This window comes from Banduia mediterranea (assembly GCF_031846245.1).
Classification (GTDB): domain Bacteria; phylum Pseudomonadota; class Gammaproteobacteria; order Nevskiales; family Nevskiaceae; genus Banduia; species Banduia mediterranea.
This window is the reverse complement of record NZ_JAVRIC010000004.1, coordinates 179,782-197,535: the sequence shown is the minus strand read 5'-3', so window position 1 is coordinate 197,535 and position 17,754 is coordinate 179,782. Positions and strand designations below refer to the sequence as shown.

Annotated in this window: 22 protein-coding genes and 1 pseudogene; 14 read left to right on the top strand and 9 right to left on the bottom strand. The window is 61.2% G+C overall.

Annotation, left to right across the window (positions count from 1 at the left end):
• Positions 1–202 (top strand): transposase domain-containing protein (locus RM530_RS04710; RefSeq protein WP_311364050.1); only part of this gene is annotated, 202 nt, incomplete at its 5' end.
• A gap of 67 nt (positions 203–269) precedes the next feature.
• On the opposite strand, the pseudogene RM530_RS04705 reads toward RM530_RS04710, so the two are convergent.
• A pseudogene (locus RM530_RS04705) lies at positions 270–491 on the bottom strand (MAPEG family protein); the annotation flags it as partial.
• Positions 492–521: 30 nt separating this feature from the next.
• Positions 522–1,400, bottom strand: coding sequence for a phosphoribosylaminoimidazolesuccinocarboxamide synthase (locus RM530_RS04700; RefSeq protein ID WP_349256178.1), 879 nt, complete (start codon positions 1,398–1,400; stop codon positions 522–524).
• A 114-nt stretch (positions 1,401–1,514) separates the two neighbouring features.
• Here RM530_RS04700 and rpe point away from each other — a divergent pair, with 114 nt between their 5' ends.
• From rpe to trpC, 6 genes are all read left to right on the top strand, one after another.
• Positions 1,515–2,192 (top strand): ribulose-phosphate 3-epimerase, encoded by a 678-nt coding sequence (gene rpe / locus RM530_RS04695; protein WP_311364047.1) that lies wholly within the window; start codon positions 1,515–1,517, stop codon positions 2,190–2,192.
• A 25-nt stretch (positions 2,193–2,217) separates the two neighbouring features.
• Entirely contained in the window at positions 2,218–3,417 is a 1,200-nt protein-coding gene (locus tag RM530_RS04690; RefSeq protein WP_311364046.1) for an MFS transporter, read from the top strand.
• A gap of 227 nt (positions 3,418–3,644) precedes the next feature.
• A complete protein-coding gene (gene trpE, locus RM530_RS04685) occupies positions 3,645–5,069 on the top strand; it encodes an anthranilate synthase component I (protein ID WP_311364045.1) in 1,425 nt (474 codons plus the stop codon).
• An 11-nt stretch (positions 5,070–5,080) separates the two neighbouring features.
• Positions 5,081–5,662, top strand: coding sequence for an anthranilate synthase component II (locus tag RM530_RS04680; protein WP_311364044.1), 582 nt, complete (start codon positions 5,081–5,083; stop codon positions 5,660–5,662).
• A 2-nt stretch (positions 5,663–5,664) separates the two neighbouring features.
• Positions 5,665–6,702 carry an anthranilate phosphoribosyltransferase gene (trpD, locus tag RM530_RS04675; protein WP_311364043.1) on the top strand — a complete coding sequence of 346 codons (1,038 nt, stop codon included), beginning with the start codon at positions 5,665–5,667 and terminating at the stop codon, positions 6,700–6,702.
• Complete coding sequence (gene trpC / locus RM530_RS04670) at positions 6,699–7,496, top strand: indole-3-glycerol phosphate synthase TrpC (RefSeq protein ID WP_311364042.1); 798 nt, start codon at positions 6,699–6,701, stop codon at positions 7,494–7,496. Before trpD ends, trpC begins: the two co-directional genes overlap by 4 nt.
• Positions 7,497–7,513: 17 nt before the next feature.
• On the opposite strand, the gene crp is transcribed toward trpC, so the two are convergent.
• On the bottom strand, positions 7,514–8,149 hold the full coding sequence (gene crp / locus RM530_RS04665; protein ID WP_311364041.1) for a cAMP-activated global transcriptional regulator CRP: 636 nt from the start codon (positions 8,147–8,149) through the stop codon (positions 7,514–7,516).
• 79 nt (positions 8,150–8,228) lie between these two features.
• On the opposite strand from crp, the gene RM530_RS04660 reads away from it, so the two are divergent.
• Together RM530_RS04660 and speD are read left to right on the top strand one after the other, a co-directional pair.
• Complete coding sequence (locus tag RM530_RS04660; protein WP_311364040.1) at positions 8,229–8,648, top strand: OsmC family protein; 420 nt, start codon at positions 8,229–8,231, stop codon at positions 8,646–8,648.
• Between the two features lie 110 nt (positions 8,649–8,758).
• Positions 8,759–9,559, top strand: a complete 801-nt coding sequence (gene speD / locus RM530_RS04655; protein WP_349256174.1) for an adenosylmethionine decarboxylase — start codon at positions 8,759–8,761, stop codon at positions 9,557–9,559.
• A 24-nt stretch (positions 9,560–9,583) separates the two neighbouring features.
• Here speD and coq7 read toward each other — a convergent pair whose 3' ends face one another.
• Complete coding sequence (gene coq7, locus RM530_RS04650; RefSeq protein WP_311364039.1) at positions 9,584–10,171, bottom strand: 2-polyprenyl-3-methyl-6-methoxy-1,4-benzoquinone monooxygenase; 588 nt, start codon at positions 10,169–10,171, stop codon at positions 9,584–9,586.
• 172 nt (positions 10,172–10,343) lie between these two features.
• Here coq7 and RM530_RS04645 point away from each other — a divergent pair, with 172 nt between their 5' ends.
• The 3 genes from RM530_RS04645 (at position 10,344) to RM530_RS04635 (ending at position 14,385) form a co-directional block, all read left to right on the top strand.
• Positions 10,344–10,598, top strand: a complete 255-nt coding sequence (locus RM530_RS04645; RefSeq protein ID WP_311364038.1) for a ComEA family DNA-binding protein — start codon at positions 10,344–10,346, stop codon at positions 10,596–10,598.
• A 327-nt stretch (positions 10,599–10,925) separates the two neighbouring features.
• Positions 10,926–13,997, top strand: a complete 3,072-nt coding sequence (locus RM530_RS04640) for a TonB-dependent receptor (protein WP_311364037.1) — start codon at positions 10,926–10,928, stop codon at positions 13,995–13,997.
• A gap of 136 nt (positions 13,998–14,133) precedes the next feature.
• Positions 14,134–14,385: a hypothetical protein gene (locus tag RM530_RS04635; RefSeq protein WP_311364036.1), complete on the top strand. Its 252-nt coding sequence runs from the start codon at positions 14,134–14,136 to the stop codon at positions 14,383–14,385.
• Here the strand turns inward: RM530_RS04635 and RM530_RS04630 are convergent.
• The 5 genes from RM530_RS04630 to RM530_RS04610 form a co-directional block, all read right to left on the bottom strand.
• Positions 14,343–14,675 carry a hypothetical protein gene (locus RM530_RS04630; RefSeq protein WP_311364035.1) on the bottom strand — a complete coding sequence of 111 codons (333 nt, stop codon included), beginning with the start codon at positions 14,673–14,675 and terminating at the stop codon, positions 14,343–14,345. The two genes, RM530_RS04635 and RM530_RS04630, sit on opposite strands and share 43 nt — an antisense overlap.
• Before the next feature lie 184 nt (positions 14,676–14,859).
• The gene (locus RM530_RS04625; RefSeq protein WP_311364034.1) at positions 14,860–15,204 is read right to left on the bottom strand and encodes a helix-turn-helix domain-containing protein; all 345 of its coding nucleotides are present in this window, start codon (positions 15,202–15,204) and stop codon (positions 14,860–14,862) included.
• On the bottom strand, positions 15,201–15,581 hold the full coding sequence (locus RM530_RS04620; RefSeq protein WP_311364033.1) for a type II toxin-antitoxin system RelE/ParE family toxin: 381 nt from the start codon (positions 15,579–15,581) through the stop codon (positions 15,201–15,203). Before RM530_RS04620 ends, RM530_RS04625 begins: the two co-directional genes overlap by 4 nt.
• A gap of 194 nt (positions 15,582–15,775) precedes the next feature.
• Positions 15,776–15,955, bottom strand: a complete 180-nt coding sequence (locus RM530_RS04615; protein ID WP_311364032.1) for a hypothetical protein — start codon at positions 15,953–15,955, stop codon at positions 15,776–15,778.
• Positions 15,956–16,148: 193 nt separating this feature from the next.
• Positions 16,149–17,054, bottom strand: coding sequence for a cupin domain-containing protein (locus tag RM530_RS04610; RefSeq protein WP_349256172.1), 906 nt, complete (start codon positions 17,052–17,054; stop codon positions 16,149–16,151).
• 77 nt (positions 17,055–17,131) lie between these two features.
• On the opposite strand from RM530_RS04610, the gene RM530_RS04605 reads away from it, so the two are divergent.
• Positions 17,132–17,374, top strand: a complete 243-nt coding sequence (locus tag RM530_RS04605; RefSeq protein ID WP_311364030.1) for a substrate-binding domain-containing protein — start codon at positions 17,132–17,134, stop codon at positions 17,372–17,374.
• Positions 17,359–17,721, top strand: a complete 363-nt coding sequence (locus tag RM530_RS04600; protein WP_311364029.1) for a substrate-binding domain-containing protein — start codon at positions 17,359–17,361, stop codon at positions 17,719–17,721. Before RM530_RS04605 ends, RM530_RS04600 begins: the two co-directional genes overlap by 16 nt.
• The last annotated feature ends 33 nt before the right edge of the window (positions 17,722–17,754 follow it).

The window sequence follows — 17,754 nt, the reverse complement described above, 5'->3', positions numbered from 1 at the left end:
CGCGATCATTCAGAGCCTGCTCGTCACCTGCCGGCTGCACGGCGTCAACGCGCACGCCTATCTGGTCGATGTGCTCCAGCGCGTCGGTCAGCATCCCGCCAGCCGAGTCATCGAACTCACGCCGCGTGAATGGAAAGTCCGCTTCGCCGACAATCCGCTCCGATCAGACCTTGAGCATCGGGGCAACTACGCCGCGGTTTGAACGCTTACGAAGATGCGGCAGGCGATGAAGAGCAGGGCCAGCAGGTCGCAGTCGAATTCGGCCCGGGCACGACATGCGCGATGATCACGGCGGCGGCGAACATCGGGAACGCCTCGAAGCTGTTCTGCTGCGCCCAGTGTGCACGCTTCGGCCAACCCTGGATGGTTTCCAGGAATTCGCGTGGGTTGTGATTGGCACGCGGCGTGAAACGTCCGCCGGCCTTGGCGGTCATGCTGAAGCAGAACGGCAGCAGGGCCGCCACAAGAACGCACCACAGAGCAATCGTCATTGCCTTTCTCCCTCGTCGGTGTTCCTGGACTCAGCCGATCAGCCGGCGCTGAGCCTCGCGATACTTGTCGGCCGTACGCAGGATGATCTCGTCCGGCAATTTCGGACCGGGCGCCTGCTTGTTCCAGTCCAGGGTGTCCAGATAATCGCGCACGAACTGCTTGTCGAAACTCGGCGGGCTGATGCCGGGACGGTAAGTATCCGCCGGCCAGAAGCGTGAGGAGTCAGGTGTCAGCACTTCGTCGATCAGGTGCAGCTTGCCGGCCGCATCGACGCCGAATTCGAACTTGGTGTCGGCGATGATGATACCGCGTTCGCGCGCATACTCCGCAGCCTCGCTGTACAGACGCAGGCTCAGATCGCGGACCTGGATCGCAAGCTCGTGGCCGATGGCCGCCTCGACCTGAGCAAAGCTGATGTTTTCGTCATGGCTGCCGACCGGTGCCTTGTCGGCCGGCGTGAAGATCGGCTGCGGCAGGCGATCGGCGATGCGCAAGCCCTGCGGCAGTCTGATCCCGCAGACCGCGCCGGTATTCTGATAGTCCTTCCAGCCGGAGCCGATCAGGTAGCCACGTACCACGGCCTCGATCGGCAGGGCCTTGAGTTTCCGGACCAGCACGGCGCGCCCTTCGCATTCGGCCATCTCTTCCGGCGTGATCCATTGCCAGAGCTCCAGGTCCGAAGCGTGATTGGGCACCAGCTCCGAAAAGCGCCGCATCCAGAAGTCGGTGACGGCGGTCAGTACCGCGCCCTTGCCGGGAATCGGCTGCGGAAGAATCACGTCGAAGGCCGAAAGCCGGTCGCTGGTGACGATCAGCATATGCTCGTCGCCGACCGCGAAAATGTCCCGCACCTTGCCGCGGTGCAGGCGCGGCAGCGATTGGATCGAGGATTCGTACAGGACAGGCATCGCGTTCATGGCGGGTTCCGGGAGCGGGCGCTGAATGTAGGCAAGCTCGGCGGGGCTCGCAACTGGCGCCGCCAGACGGAATAATGCGCGCGCTTTCCGCCACGGACGAATTCCATGCCGCGCCAGTCACCGATCATCGCCCCCAGCATTCTTTCCGCCGACTTCGCGCGTCTCGGCGAGGAGGTCGATCAGGTGATCGCCGCCGGCGCGGACTGGGTGCATTTCGACGTGATGGACAATCACTACGTGCCCAATCTGACAATCGGTCCGATGGTCTGCGAAGCGCTGCGCAAGCATGGGGTCACGGCGCCGATCGATGTGCATCTGATGGTCGAGCCGGTGGATGAACTCGCGCAGATGTTCGCCAAGGCCGGCGCCAGCCTGATCAGCTTTCACCCCGAGGCGAGCCGCCATGTGGATCGCAGCCTGCAGGCGATACGCGCGGCCGGCTGCAAGACCGGCCTGGTGTTCAATCCGGCGACGCCGCTGGATGTCCTGCGCTATGTCATGGACAAGGTGGACATGGTGTTGCTGATGTCGGTGAATCCAGGCTTCGGCGGACAGAGCTTCATCCCGGCGGCGCTCGACAAGCTGCGCGAAGTGCGTGCCCTGATCGACGCCAGCGGCCACGAGATTCGCCTGGAGATCGATGGCGGGGTCAAGGCCGACAACATCGGTGCGATCGCTGCCGCCGGTGCCGATACCTTCGTCGCCGGCTCCGCGATCTTCGGCGCGAGCGATTACCAGGCCACGATTCGGGCGATGCGCGATGCCATTGCCGAAGCCGTTTGATCGGGACGCTGAAGGGACTGGTGATTTGAACGACGTCAGCAAGCCGGCGGCACCGGTGCGCGCTGGCCTGGTCTGGACTTTCGCACTGGCCTGCGGACTGATCGCCGCCAACCTCTATTATGCGCAACCCCTGGTCGGCCTGATCGGCGCCGACCTGGGTCTGAGCCATGCCACCGTCAGTCTGGTGGTGACCCTGACCCAGCTCGGCTATGGCCTCGGCCTGCTGTTGCTGGTGCCGCTGGGCGATCGGTTCGAAAACCGGCGGCTGTCGGTCGGTCTGCTCACCCTGGTCGTGCTCAGTCTGATCGCGGTGGCCACGGCGCGGGGCCCCGCGCTGTTCCTCCTGGCGACCTTCGGCATGGGGCTGTGCTGTGTCGCAGCGCAGATTCTGGTGCCGTTTGCCGCCTCGCTGGCACCGCCGGCGGAGCGCGGTCGTGTCGTCGGCAACGTCATGAGCGGTCTGCTGGTCGGCATACTGTTGGCGCGGCCGCTGTCGAGTTTCGTCGCCGAGTTCGGCGGCTGGCGCGCCATCTACGCGATCTCCGCCGTGGCGATCGCGGTGCTGGCGATGGCGCTGCGCCGCTTGCTGCCCCTGCGTCAGCCTGCGCCCATGGATTTGTCGTATGGCGCATTGATCCGGTCCCTGTGGCACTTGTTCCGGGACACGCCCTTGCTGCGCCGGCGGGCGACCTATCACGCCGCCATGTTCGGTGCGTTCAGCGCGTTCTGGACGATGATCGCCCTGCGACTGGGAGACGCGCCCTTCGATTTCTCGCAGCGCGACATTGCCCTGTTCGCACTGGCCGGCGCCTCGGGCGCGCTGTCGGCACCGTTGGCCGGGCGGCTTGCCGATCGGGGACTGACCCGGCTCGCGACCGGCGGTGCCTTCCTGCTGGCGGGGCTGTCTTTCGTGTTGGCCGGCTGGGGTGGGGCTGCGGGTTCGCTGTGGCTGTTGCTCGCCGCCGCGGTGATCCTGGATTTCGCGGTGTCCGTGAATCTGGTGCTCGGTCAGCGTGCGATCTACATGCTCAGCGATGAAGTGCGCGGGCGCCTCAACGCCCTGTACATGGCGCTGTTCTTCGGCGGCGGCGCGGCCGGCTCGGCGCTGGCCGGTCTTGCCTATGCCTCAGGCGGCTGGACGCGCGTTTGCGAGGCCGCTTTCGTGGCACTGGCATTGACCACGCTGTACTTTCTGACCGAGCTCGCACACGGCGGGCAGCGCTGAATGAATGGCGACCTGAATGCTGTGGGGCTTGTCGGGACGGCGCGGAATTCGCGTATCATTCGCGCGTCCAGATGATTCTTAGCTTGCCGACAATGTTGATCCGGGAGTCGAATGCGCAGGCCGCAAACCTGCGCCAGTGGTGGCGATGGCGCTGACCTGAGTGTCACGCGGCGCTTGTCATTGGCCGCAGCCAGAGTGGTTCCACCTCGTTCGACGATCTCGACCCCATGACGGACTACACCCACATTGCGCTGACGCGCGAACTGGCCGGCGACCTGGATACGCCGGTCGGCACCTATCTCAAACTCGGCAATCGTCCGTACTCGTTTCTGTTCGAATCGATGCAGGGCGGCGAGACCTGGGGACGCTATTCGTTCATCGGTCTGCCCTGCCGCGAAATTCTCAGCGTGCGCGGCTCGGCAATCGAGCGTCGCGTCGACGGTGAACTCGTCGAACATACGAATTCCGACAATCCCTTCGAGTGGATCGCCGACTACGCCCGCCGCTTTCAGGTGGAGGAGGCGCCGGGTCTGCCGCGTTTCACGGGCGGGCTGGTGGGCTATTTCGGCTACGACTGTGTGCGCTATGTCGAATCGCGCATCAACCGCGAGCATCCGGACCCGATCGGCGCGCCCGACATTCTGCTGATGCGCTGCGACGAACTGGCGATCTTCGATTCGCTGCGTGCCACCCTGACGATTGTGGTGCACGCGGCGATCGGCGATGCGGACGATCAGGCGCGGGCGCGGCGCCGGCTCGACGAGATCGAGGCATTGCTGACGCAGCCCTTGCCGCGCACGCCCTCGCGCGGAACCGGCGGTGTGGCGGCCGAGCGCTTCGAATCCGGATTCACGCCGCAGAGCTATGGCGAGGCGATCGCCAAGATCAAGCAGTACATCGCGGCCGGCGATGTCATGCAGGTGGTGCCCTCGCAGCGGCTGGCGGCCGATTTCGACGCCGATCCGGTGGCGCTGTACCGCGCGCTGCGGCGGATCAATCCCTCGCCGTACCTGTACTGCCTGGATCTGGACGATCATCACGTCGTCGGGTCCAGCCCGGAAATCCTGGTACGTGTGGAAGACCAGGAAATGACGGTGCGCCCGATCGCCGGCACGCGTCGGCGCGGCGCCAGCGAAGCCGAGGATCGCGCGCTGGAAACCGAGCTGCTGGCCGATCCCAAGGAAATCGCCGAGCACCTGATGCTGATCGACCTGGGTCGAAACGATGTCGGCCGCGTCGCCGAGATCGGCAGCGTCACGCTCACTGAAAAAATGGCGATCGAGCGTTACTCGCACGTCATGCACATCGTGTCCAATGTGCGCGGGCGCCTCAAGCCGCACATGCATGCGCTGGATGCCCTGGCTGCCGCGTTCCCGGCCGGCACCCTCTCCGGCGCGCCCAAGGTGCGGGCAATGGAGATCATCGACGAACTGGAGCCGGTCAAGCGCGGCATCTACGGCGGCGCCGTCGGCTACCTCGCCTGGTCCGGCAACATGGACATGGCGATCGCGATCCGCACCGCGGTGATCAAGGACGGACGCATCTATGTGCAGGCCGGTGGCGGTGTGGTCGCGGATTCCGACGCTCAGGCGGAATGGGAAGAAACCATGAACAAGGCCGGCGCGATGCTGCGTGCCGCCGCCAGCGTGTAGGGGGCGAACCGATGCTATTGATGATCGATAACTACGATTCGTTCACCTACAACCTGGTGCAGTATTTCGGGGAATTGGGCGCCGAGGTCGAGGTGTATCGCAATGACCGGATCCGCATTGAGGAGGTTGCCGCCAAGCGGCCGAGCCATATCGTGCTGTCGCCCGGACCGTGCACGCCCAACGAGGCCGGAATCTGCCTGGATCTGATCGACCGTCTCAAGGGCCAGTTTCCGATCCTCGGCGTGTGTCTGGGGCATCAGGCGATCGGGCAGGCCTTCGGCGGCAAGGTGGTGCGCGCGCGCGAGGTCATGCACGGCAAGGTCAGCGCCATCGAGCATCGCCAGCAGAGCGTGTTCTACGGTCTGCCTTCACCGTTCACGGCGACCCGCTATCACTCGCTGGTGGTCGAGCGCGACTCTCTGCCGGAGGACTTCGAACTGACGGCCTGGACCGCGACGGCGGATGGCGCTGTCGACGAGATCATGGGGATTCAGCACAAGACGCTGCCGATCGAAGGCGTGCAGTTTCATCCAGAATCGATCCTGACCGAGCATGGGCATACCATGCTCAAGAACTTTCTGGAGGCCCGCTGATCATGGCGATCACCCCGCAGGAGGCGCTGACGCGCGCCATCGAGCATCGTGAAATCTTTCATGACGAGATGGTCGATCTGATGCGCCAGATCATGCGCGGCGAAGTCTCGCCGGTGATGACGGCGGCGATCATCACCGGACTGCGCGTGAAGAAGGAAACCATCGGCGAGATCGCGGCGGCGGCGCAGGTGATGCGCGAATTCGCGGTCAAGGTGGAGACGCCGGCCTATCCACATTTCGTCGATATCGTCGGTACCGGCGGTGATGGCGCGCAGACCTTCAATATCTCCACTGCCTCGATGTTCGTGGCGGCGGCGGCCGGCGCACATGTCGCCAAGCACGGCAATCGCAGCGTGTCCTCCAAGTCCGGTGCGGCCGACGTGCTGGAGGCGCTGGGCGCCTGCATCGATCTCGATCCGGTGCAGGTTGCGGAATCGCTGGATCGATGCGGCGCCGGCTTCATGTTCGCGCCCCGCCACCACCCGGCGATGAAGGCGGTCGGTCCGGCGCGCCGGGAAATGGGGGTCAAGACGATCTTCAACATCCTCGGCCCGCTGACCAATCCCGCCAGCGCGCCGACCATTCTGATGGGCGTGTTCCATCCGGATCTGGTGGGCATCCAGGTGCGCGTGTTACAGCGTCTCGGTGTATCGCGTGCGCTGGTGGTCTGGGGCAAGGACGGCATGGACGAGATTTCGCTCGGCGCCGCTACGCTGGTCGGTGAACTGCGCAACAACGAGGTTCGCGAGTACGAAATCCATCCCGAGGATTTCGGCCTGCCGATGGCCGCGAGCCGGAATCTGCGGGTCGACGATCCCAGGCATTCGCGCTCGGTGCTGCTGGACGTGCTCGACGGCAAGGCCGGCACGGCCTCGGACATCGTTGCGCTCAATGCTGGCGCGGCGCTTTATGTCTGCGGTGTATGTCCGAGTATCGATGATGGTGTTGTGCTGGCTGCACGCACCATTGCTTCCGGCGCGGCGCGCCGCAAGCTCGACGCATTCATTGGCGTGACGCGCGAGCTGGGAGGACTTTCGTGAGCGAGGACATCCTGCAACGCATCCTCGCCGTCAAGCGCGAGGAGATCACGGCATTGGCCAAGCGCCACAGCCGGGCTTCCCTTCACGGCCTCGCCGACGAGCAGGCCGCCCCGCGCGGTTTTGCGGCTGCGCTTTCGAAGAAGGCTGCGCACGGTGTGGGCGTGATCGCCGAGATCAAGCGGGCGAGTCCGAGCAAGGGCCTGATCCGGGCGGACTTCGAGCCGTCCTGGCTGGCGCGCGAATATCAAAGCGGCGGCGCGGCCTGTCTGTCGGTCCTGACCGATGAGCGCTTTTTCCAGGGCGCAACGGTTTATCTGGAACAGGCGCGTGGCGCCTGCGATCTGCCAGTCCTGCGCAAGGACTTCATGATCGACGAATTGCAGATCTATGAAGCACGCGCCATCGGTGCCGATGCCATCCTGCTGATTGCCGCCGCGCTGAGCGCCGGGCAGATGGGCGAACTGGCGGCTTGCGCGACCGAACTCGGCATGGACGTGTTGCTGGAAATCCATGACCGCGAGGAACTGGATGCGGTGCTCGACGCCGGCTTGCTGGGCCGCTGCCTGCTCGGCATCAACAACCGTAACCTGCGGACCTTCGGAACCCGTCTGGAAACCACATTGGAGCTGTTGCCGCTGCTGCCGGAAGCGACGGACGTGGTAACCGAAAGCGGAATCGGTGTCGCGGCGGACGTGAAGCGAATGACCGATGCGGGCGTACGCCGTTTCCTGGTGGGTGAGTCGCTGATGCGCCAGTCCAGCCCCGCGGCGGCCTTGCTTCGTCTGTTGGCCTGATCGCCTGGCCGCCGCGATCAGGCGATCGCGTGCCGTGGCACTGCGTTGATGACCAGAATGCTGCGGCCCGTGACCTGCACCAGGCCGTCTTCTTCGAGTTTCTTGAGTACGCGACCGGCCATTTCGCGGGAGCAGCCGACGATGCGCGCCAATTCCTGCCGGCTGATGCGAATCACCATTCCACGCGGATTGGGCTGCGCATCCGGCTGCTGGCACAGCGCCAGCAGTTCGTGTGACACGCGCCCGGCAACATCGACAAAAGCAAGATCGGCGAGTCGCCGGCTGGTGTCGCGCAGGCGCGCTGCGAGCTGGCCGGCGATTTCGTACATCACATCCGGCATTTCGTGCGAAAGCTGGTGAAACGCGTGAAATCCGATCTCGGCGACCAGCGTGGGTGTGCGCGTGCGGACGATGGCAGTGCGCACGTTCTGCTCCGGGAACAGACACATTTCGCCGAAAAACGAGCCGGGATTGAGATATGCGAGTACCATCTCGCGCCCGTCTTGGTCCTCGACGAGCACACTGACGGATCCTTCGAGTATCAGGTAGAGGCTCGTGGGCAGATCGCCAGCATGAATCAGTGTGTGCTTGGGCGGATAGCTGCGTTTGTGGGCCCGTCCAATGAACTCCTGGATGGCCGGCTTGTGAAACATCGAATAACCCCCGGTGGACTCGCCATTGTTTGACCGGCGATCCACAAAAAATAGCATGGCCCGGAGGTGAGCGACAGCGATGCAAGTACGTGTGAAGTGGGTCGAAGGCATGGCCTTCGTCGGCGAAAGCGGCAGCGGCCACGGCATCGTGATCGATGGGCCGCCCGATCTGGGCGGGCGCGATCTGGGCATGCGTCCGATGGAATTGATGCTGATGTCGGTCGGGGCATGCTCGGCCGTGGACGTCGTGCATATTCTCAAGAAGGCGCGCCAGCCTGTGCTTGACTGCTACGTGGAAGTGAAGGGCAAACGCGCCGAGACCCAGCCCAAGGTGTTTACCGATATTCATCTGCATTTCGTGGTGATCGGCAATGACCTCAAGGCGAACCAGGTAGAACGAGCCGTCAAGCTGTCGGCGGACAAGTACTGTTCCGCCTCGCTGATGCTGTCCAAGGCCGCCAAGGTGACGCACGACTATGAATTGCGCGTGCCTGGATGAGTCGCGAAAGCGTCATGAAGTTGCGATAATTAGCGGTTCCTCGCTGAACAAACCAGCATCCGATTTCCTCTGCCGCCACCAGAGCCGCCATTAGATTGGGGACGCCCACGTTGACCAAGCCCACCAAGGCCAAGGACCTGAAGCTCAAGCTGCACGGGTTCAACAACCTGACCAAGTCGCTGAGCTTCAACATCTATGACATCTGCTACGCGCGTTCGGCACGCCACCAGCAGGAATACATCGAATACATCGACGAGGCCTACAACGCGGAGCGATTGACCGCGATCCTCACCGAGGTCGCGGACATCATCGGCGCGAACATCCTCAACGTGGCGCGGCAGGACTACGATCCGCAGGGCGCCTCGGTAACGATGCTGATATCCGAAGGCCATCTCGACGGCCTGCCGACACCGGCCACGCACAAGGACTCGGTTGTCGCGCATCTGGACAAGAGCCACATCACGGTCCACACCTATCCGGAAACCCACCCGGACGCCGGCATCAGCACCTTCCGCGCCGACATCGACGTTTCGACCTGCGGCAAGATTTCGCCTCTGAAGGCGCTCAACTACCTGATCAGCAGTTTCGAATCGGACATCGTGGTCATGGACTACCGCGTACGTGGTTTCACGCGCAACGTGCGCGGCATGAAGCATTTCATCGACCACAACATCGACTCGATCCAGAACTTCATCTCCAAGGGCATCAAGGACCGGTACGACATGGTCGACGTCAACGTCTACCAGGAGTACTTCTTCCACACCAAGATGCGCCTCAAGGACCTGGACCTCGACACCTACCTGTTCGGCGAAGGCGCGCGTGAGTTGCCGCCGCGTGAATCCAAGCGGATTCGCAATCGTGTCGACCACGAGATCATGGAAATCTTCTACGGTCGGAACATCGCCCGATAAGCAAGCGCGCGGGCGCTGCTTCGACTAGAAGCGGCCGGCCGTCCACTTCATCACGGCCGCAACCCGCCGCATCAAGCGGCGCACCGGCGCCGGCGGTGGCCGGCCGCCGGCCACGGCTGCCTCGTCGCCGTGACGCTGCTCGTCCAGACGCATCTGTTCGAGTATCGTGCGGCTGCGCACGTCCGAATCGGACAGTTGCGCGATGTGCTCGTCCAGGTGTTCGGCGACCTGCCGTTCGGTTTCGTTGACGAAACCCAGGCTCCAGCGGTCACCGGCAAGTCCCGCCAGCGCGCCGATCGCAAACGAACCGCCGTACCAGAACGCCTGCAATCGGCTCGGTCGTGCGCCCAGCTCCGCGAGACGGGCCTCGCACCACGCCAGGTGATCCTTCTCTTCCATTGCGGCAGACAGCATGTGTTGACGCGTTTTCGCATCTCGAGCGGTCATCGACTGACCGTGATAAAGCGCCTGAGCTGCCACCTCGCCCGCGTGATTGATGCGCATCAGGCCAACGCTGCGAAGCCGGGTCTCAACAGCTGGAACAGCGGCGCCTGCCCTATCCGTATCCAGACGTGCAGGCAGTGCGCGACGAGGGGGCTGAGCCGCCGTCATTAGCAAAGCCGACCCCCGGACCAGGGCGGATTCAAGTACGGAATCGGAACGGATTTGTCGCATTGAAGGCCAAATATCACCTGGGCAGGGGATTCCAAATGTGCCACAACGCGCTAAATTGAGCACGTCTCGCAAGGCGAGGCATAAATCACTTTGGATAGGGAGTGTCGAAATGAAATATGCCCGAATCGCAGGTCTGTTCACCGCCGGCCTGATCTCGTTTTCTGCCTGGAGTTGCCCGGTCAACATCAACACGGCGACCGCCGAAGAACTCATCGAACTCAAGAATATCGGCGCAGCCAAGGCCGAGGACATCATCGAGTACCGCAGTGCCCAGCCGTTCAAGGTCCCCGAAGACCTGATCAAGGTATCCGGCGTCGGCGAAGCGACCTTGTCGGCCAACAAGGACTGCATCACCGTGGAGTGAAAACCCGAAGGCGGGGTGATCAGGCATCACCCCGCCAACGCGGCCCCCTCGTCTGCGAATGTGCATTCCGGCTCAGGGGGGCGTCGATTGGGAATGCAGTGATTGCCAGCGCGACCGATGAATAAAATCAATTAAAACCGCCACTTCTGCCCGAAAACGGGGCGTCTTTGGCGCACCGCAACGGCGCACCGCACCACTTGGTTACACATTCTTGACGGCCCCAATACCGGGGGCTACTCTCCGCCTGCATCGCTAGGTCCCGGGCGTCGTACTCGCGTTCCCGCGTGCACGATTCGGGGGCAACTAAATTCGTAGGGAGAATTCATGATGAAAGTTCGTAAGGGCCACAGAGGCCGTGCGATCGTTTCCAGTGCTCTTAAGGGAGCTCTGGTCGCGTCCGCATTCGGGCTCGCGAGTCCAATTTTCGCGCAGAGTAACGCTGAAGGTTTCGTGTACGGCGAAGCGCCCGCCGGAAGTTCAGTTGTACTTAAGAACGTCGATACTGGCTATTCGCGTACAGTCACCGCAGGTCAGAGCGGAGATTTCCGCGCCAACTCGATTCCGGTGGGCAAATACGTGGTTATCGTGGACGGGCAAGAGGATCAGTCGTTCACGGTCAGGATTGGTCAAGGTACTTTAGTTTCGCTGGGTGGATCGAATCAGTCCGCTGTCGAATTGGGTACGACCACAGTATCCGCTGCGGCAATTTCGCCTATTGACGTTTCTTCGTCGGAACTCGCGTTTAATATCGACGAAGCCCAGCTTGACGCTCTGCCGCTGGGCCGAAACATCACTTCGGTTGCATTGCTCGCTCCCGGCACTATCCAAGGGGATGACGGTTTTGGAAATTTGGCCTCCTTCGGTGGGTCAACAGTTGCCGAAAACCAGTACTTTCTTAACGGATTCAACATCTCTGATCTTAGGACTCGGTTAGGGCCTTCGAATGTTCCTTTTGAATTCTTTCAGGACTTTCAAGTAAAGACAGGCGGATACTCCGCTGAGTTCGGGCGCTCCACGGGTGGTATTGTGAACGCCGTATCCAAGCGCGGAACAAACGAGTGGGAAGCAGGCATGAGCGCTTTCTACCAAGATGATTCGTGGTCAGAAACTTCGCCGAATGTTCTGGATGCGAATGGCTCAAGTCAGTACCTGTATTTTAATGAAGCGGACTACCGTCAAGAGACGCAAGCGAACTTTTACGCGGGCGGGCCGATCATTCGCGACAAACTCTTTATCTTCGCGCTTGCAAACCTGAGAAACATCCAAGACAACGGTGTTCTTAAGACGGGCGATTATTCTCAGAGTTTTGCACGAGGCTCGCGTTACGGGGAGTCACATATTAGTTCTCCGTTCTACGCGGCAAAACTAGACTGGGCGATTGCGCAGGGCCACAATTTTGAAATCACCTACTTTAAAGACGAATCGATTACCAGTCGCTATAACTACACATTCGATTTGGATGTCGGTGTGGCGACCGATGCAACTGGTCAGCTCGACTTTAATTCAGGCGGCGAGACTCAAATTTACCGTTATACGGGCCAAATAACAGATGCTTTCACTGCGTCGGCTTTGTACGGTAAAGGTACTGACGATACATCAGTGATTCCTTCAAATACTGACTGTCCGAATGTCACCGAAGTGCAAGATGGTGATGATGCCGTTTCGCGTCAGAAGGGCTGCTATGTCGGAAGCTCAACGCTAGACAAGGATACGCGTGAAGCGTACCGCTTGGACTTCCAGTATTACTTGGGTGATTTTGGTGTTTTCGGCTCGCATTCGCTTCGGTTTGGTGCAGACCGTGAAGAAAATGAGAGCTTCAGTGCGACCGCGCTTTCGGGTGGTTCATCCTACGAGGTCTATCTGAATCAGTCTGCGGGCTCCAGCGTCGGTGGTATCCAGGTTAATGAGCCGGGAGACTACGTGGCCATCATTGATTTCTCGAACAACGGGACCATCAATGAGACCCTGAGCGCCTATTACGTTGAAGACCAGTGGCAGATCACCCCCAGGTTGTCCGCCACCATCGGTTTTCGCCAGGAATCATTTAAACTGGAAAATACGTTAGGCGACACCTTCTTAGATCTCGATGGAGATATTGCACCGCGTCTCGGATTGGCCTTTGACGTCTTTGGCGACGGCAACACAAAGGTATTTGCGAGCTATGGGCGTTATTATATTCCAACAAGCACACAGGTCGCCGTCCGAAACGGTACTGGTGAGTTTTATCGGACTCAGGTCTACGACTTTGAAGGCTACTCAGCGGACCAGACTGAGCGTCCAATGACCGGGGATGATCTGATTGGTGAAGCTGTTACTGCCGACGGTGACGTTGCAAACACTCTGCAGCTCGTTTCCGGTGATGTAGATCCGAGCTATCAGGATGAAATTGTCGTTGGTTTCGAATCGACACTTCCGGAAAACATCTTCGGCAAGAAGGCAACTGGTGGTATTCGATATGTTTATCGCGAGCTGGGACAAACTTTGGAAGACATCGCGATTGACGAAGGCTTGAACCGGACGCTTGCAGGTCGCGACGATGTCAATATGCAGAGCTGCACGTTCCCGAATGTTCGAACGGCGTTCGCTTGTGGATTTGACTTCTACTTCATCACCAATCCTGGCGGTGACGTGACGGCCTATATCCCAACCGATTCCGCAACGGGGAACCTTGACGCCTATGGCGACGGTCCGTTGGTTCCGGTTGAGCTTTCGGCGGATGCTCTTGGCTACCCGGAAGCGGAACGCAAGTACCATGCTGTCGAACTGACCTACGATAAGGTTTGGGGCACCGAGTGGTTTATACAGGCGTCCTATACTTGGTCGCAGAGCTACGGTAATTACGAAGGCTTCGTTAACAGTGTCGTGGAGCAGGAAGATGTCGCTATCACGCAGGACTTCGACCAGCCAGGCTTCACGGAAGGCGCCTACGGTTGGCTCTCGAATGATCGTCGCCACAAGATCAAGCTTTCGGGTGCCTATAAGCCGACTGATGAATGGCAGATTGGTGCATTTTTCCAAGCGTATTCCGGCCGTCCGCTGAGTGCCTATGGCTTCTATCCGGATGCTTCGCGCCCCGAGTATTACTACGCCCAGTTCTCGTACTACACCAATAACGAACAGTTCTCCGAAGATGGGTCATCAGTATTGGTGCCTCGCGGTTCCGCCGGAAGAACAGATTGGGTGTACAAGCTGGATCTGAGTGTGACGTATACGCCTAATGTTTTTGATAACAAGCTGAGTGTGGGCGTAGATGTATTTAACGTCTTTAACTCGGATGCTTCTCTTGAAGAGAATGAAACGTCTGAAACTGGCAGTGGTGCTTCGAACGCGAACTACCGTGCGACCGCAAGCTTTCAAACTCCTCGGTACATGAGGGCAAGATTGGAGTATCGGTTCTAAGCAGGGCAGAAGGTCAGCAGTTTTCAGAGGGGGGGCATTCGCCCCCCTTTTTTTGGGTCTATGCTGAATCGAGTGGAATCGGCCTGTAATCTTCGTGTTGCCTGATTGAGGCGTTCATGAAGAGTGGGGAGCACACATGTCGGGATCGGAAGCCTTGTTCACGGCGGCGTTGGGACTGTCGGCGCCGTGGCGCGTCACCGATATTCGCTTTGCGCCGGAGGCGGGTGAGATCCATTTCGACATCAAACGTCGGGGTCAGGTCTTGTTCCTTGCCAAATTTCTTTGGCTTCGCTACGTTCCCCGCATGGCCCGCCCTCTGCGTATCGAATTCCCCGGCGCGATCCATCATGTGACCCCGACCTTCGTGACCCCGACCTTCCCGACCTGACCCCGACCTTCCCCATCCATCTCCTTGCGGACGGTTTCGTAGATCCCCTTGGGCGAGTCGAGGTCGGGCGGCGTAGCGGGGGCCTGGGCGGCGAGTGCCGATCCCGCGAAGAACCCCTTCACCTGCGCCAGCGGCGTCCATGTCGACACGCCTTCCATGCGGATCGTGTCCGTCGCGGCGAGCCGGCCTCCGGCGTGCATCGCCTTGAGCTGGGGAATCGAGAGGGCGACTGGCGTGCTGTTTCCGCGGCGCAGCCAGACCGTTGGAACAGCATTGGTGTCCATGGTCACGGGAGTTCTTCGGTGCGACAGTGCCAAGGGCGCCGATTCTGACAACCGAGTCGCGTCTGATGCCGTCCGATTGCTGCGCAGACGGTATCGCCAGACCGATGGTTTCTGGTTGCTTGCTGGGGTTCTACCTTTGAGATCATGGGCCGCCAGCGGACATGGGTGTATCGCATCACACCTAAACTTCTCACGCCGAAGCCGCCTGCAGGTGGATCGTGTCCTCCGGCTTCGCGCGCCGGCCGTGCTGCCGTACGACGATCTCGACGTCACAACCGAGCCTGGTCAGCATGCGCATCAGGCGTTCGACGGAAATGTCCCGGAACTGACCCTTGAGCAGCCGGGACACGTCTGGCTGGCTGACGCCCATGCGACTGGCGGCTTCGACCTGGGTCAGCTTGCGTTCGCTGATGACATCCTGCAGGCGGCTGACCAGTCCGGCCTTGAGCAGATGGGTCTCCGCGTCGGGATAGCCGAGATCGGCAAAGACATTGCCGGTGCCGCGGACGATGGTCGTTTCAGTATCGTTGCTCATGATGGTCCTCTTGCGAGTTGCTGCTGGTAGTCGGCTTCGGCCACTTTGAGCCGGCGCCGGATCAGTTCAATTTCCTCAGCCGGCGTTTTGCGGCCCGACTTCGATTTCTTCTGGAAGGCGTGCAGGACGTAGATCGCATTGGCGAACTTCACGGTGTACACCGCCCGGAAGGTATCGCCGTCATGATCAGTGACGATTTCCAGTACGCCTGCGCCGCCGAAGCCCTTGAGGGGTTTCGCGTCATCGTGCTTGGCGCCCTGCTGGGCGCGGAACAGCGCGAAACCCATCGCATCCTGTACAGGCTCCGGGAACGCCCGGTAGTCCTTGTAGCTGGACGCAATCCAGGAAACGGGTCTGAGAGCTTCTGCCTCCAGCATCGGCTCAATATGGTGGAAGCACTATAGAGAGTCAAGGACCGCCATGTCTCCGTTCGAGCAGGGCCAAAACCCGCCCTGAAGAGGTCGGGGTCAAGAGGTCGGGGTCAGTGAAGAGGTCGGGGTCAAGTGAAGAGGTCGGGGTCAGGTCTTGCGTCTTGACGCAGCCCGCCGATCCACACCTCGCGCGATCCGGCTTACCGTCGAGTAGTCGAGTAGTGCGACCCGAAGTGCACACCGATCTGCGGAAGTTGTCGGTGTCCGCTCTCGTAGGCGTCGCGACCTTCGTCATTGAGGAAGATTGCTTGACGGGCATTGCCGCGCGCCATCACATGATGGATCGCGCCGGGGAATTCGATACGCAGAGGGCGGGCCATGCGGGGAACGTAGCGAAGCCAAAGAAATTTGGCAAGGAACAAGACCTGACCCCGACGTTTGACCCCGACGTTCGACCCCGACGTTCGAGGAACAAGACCTGACCCCGACGTTGCTGACCCCGACGTTGACCCGACGTCTCTGACCCCGACGTCTGCTGAGTTACTTTCCTCGGCGCGAATCCGCGAACTTGGGTCAAGGCATCCGCTCCTTTAGCCATCGCTTGATTGCGCCGGGCCCGATGCCGTGAACCCTCTTGAAGGCCTTGCGAAAGGCGGCCTCCGTTTCGTAGCCCATCTGCTCAGCGACGGCTGCGACGGACACCCGTGGTTTTCGAAGGGCGAGCTCCGCCTGGATCATGCGCCACCGAGTGAGATAGTTGATCGGCGTCGAGCCCACCACGGCAGCGAAGTGCTGAGAGAAGTTGCTGCGCGACATGCCGGCTTCCTGTGCCAGCGATTCAAGCGTCCAGTCCGCACCCGGCTTGCGATGCATGGCCGCCAAAGCGCGCCGCAGTCGCTCGTCCGCCAGTGCCGCCAGCACGCCACGCTGTTCGCTGAGCCCGTTGACGTAGAAGCGGACCACCATCACGAACAAGGTATCGGCAAGCTTGTCGAGCACAGTCCGCGTGCCCACCGAAGAACCGTCGGTTTCCGCCATCATCAGCTCCCCCAGCGCTGCCAAGGCCCTGCCGCCTTCACGGTAGGTGATGACCAGCACTTCTGGCAGTGCATCCAGAATGGGATTCTTGTCGCCCAGTTCGAACTCGAAGAAGCCGCAGACCATGACGGTATAAGGCCCGTCACCCTCCTGGATCGGAATCGAGTCCTCTCCGTGCAATACCGGTCCGGCAGAAAGCATGTGCCAGGCATCGTGGGGTAGCACCACGAGGTCGCCAGGCTCCAGTCGGATGGGCTCGGCCTGCTGCCGCGTGTGAAACCACGCTCCCCCGGTGCCAACGAGATGAAACGCACCGCGGTGCATCCCGGTGGTGCTGTGCTGCCAGGCACCGCAAAAGCGCGGGCTGCCGTAGACGCCCGCTCGCAAGTGATAGGCGGATAGCACTGAGGACAGCAGATCGTCTTCTGGACTCATGGACATATATTCAAGACTCCAGCATGTTCAGATTCGCGGCTTGGCCAACGTAGGATGCCCTATATCGTCATACGGTCGCGTCCATGCAAATGCCTGCTCGTTTTGTATTGATCCTCTGTATTGCCGCCCATATGGTCTCACCGGCGGCGGCGGACAAGCTGGTTCTGACCGGCTCCAGCACGGTCGCGCCGCTGGCCGCCGAACTCGGCAAGCGGTTTGAGCAGCAGCAGCCGGGCACGCGTATCGATGTGCAGAGCGGCGGTTCTTCGCGTGGCGTGCAGGATGCCCGCAGCGGGCTTGCGGGGGCATGGTGTCGCGTGCACTGAAAGCCGACGAGGCGGATCTGCGCGGTTTCGTGATTGCCCGGGACGGCATTGCTGTGATCGTGCATGCCCGCAATCCGATCCAGGCCCTCACCGACTCGCAGATCGTGGCGATTTACACCGGACAGCTGCGGGACTGGCACACTGAAGCTGCGCTTATACCCTGGTCGTGGTCACGGGTCGTGGCCACGCACAAGCTCGCGCAGGCGCGGCGCATCTCGGACTACTGCGCGGCGTTCTGGACGCACGACGGCAGTGGCCGGCTGATCGAATTCAATCGCACCGACGCACTGTTCAGTGCGCCCAACGATCCTCTGGTCGCAGCCTACCTCGATGGCCGCCGCGGCTGAGCCCCTTGACCCGCCCCTTGACCCATTTTACCG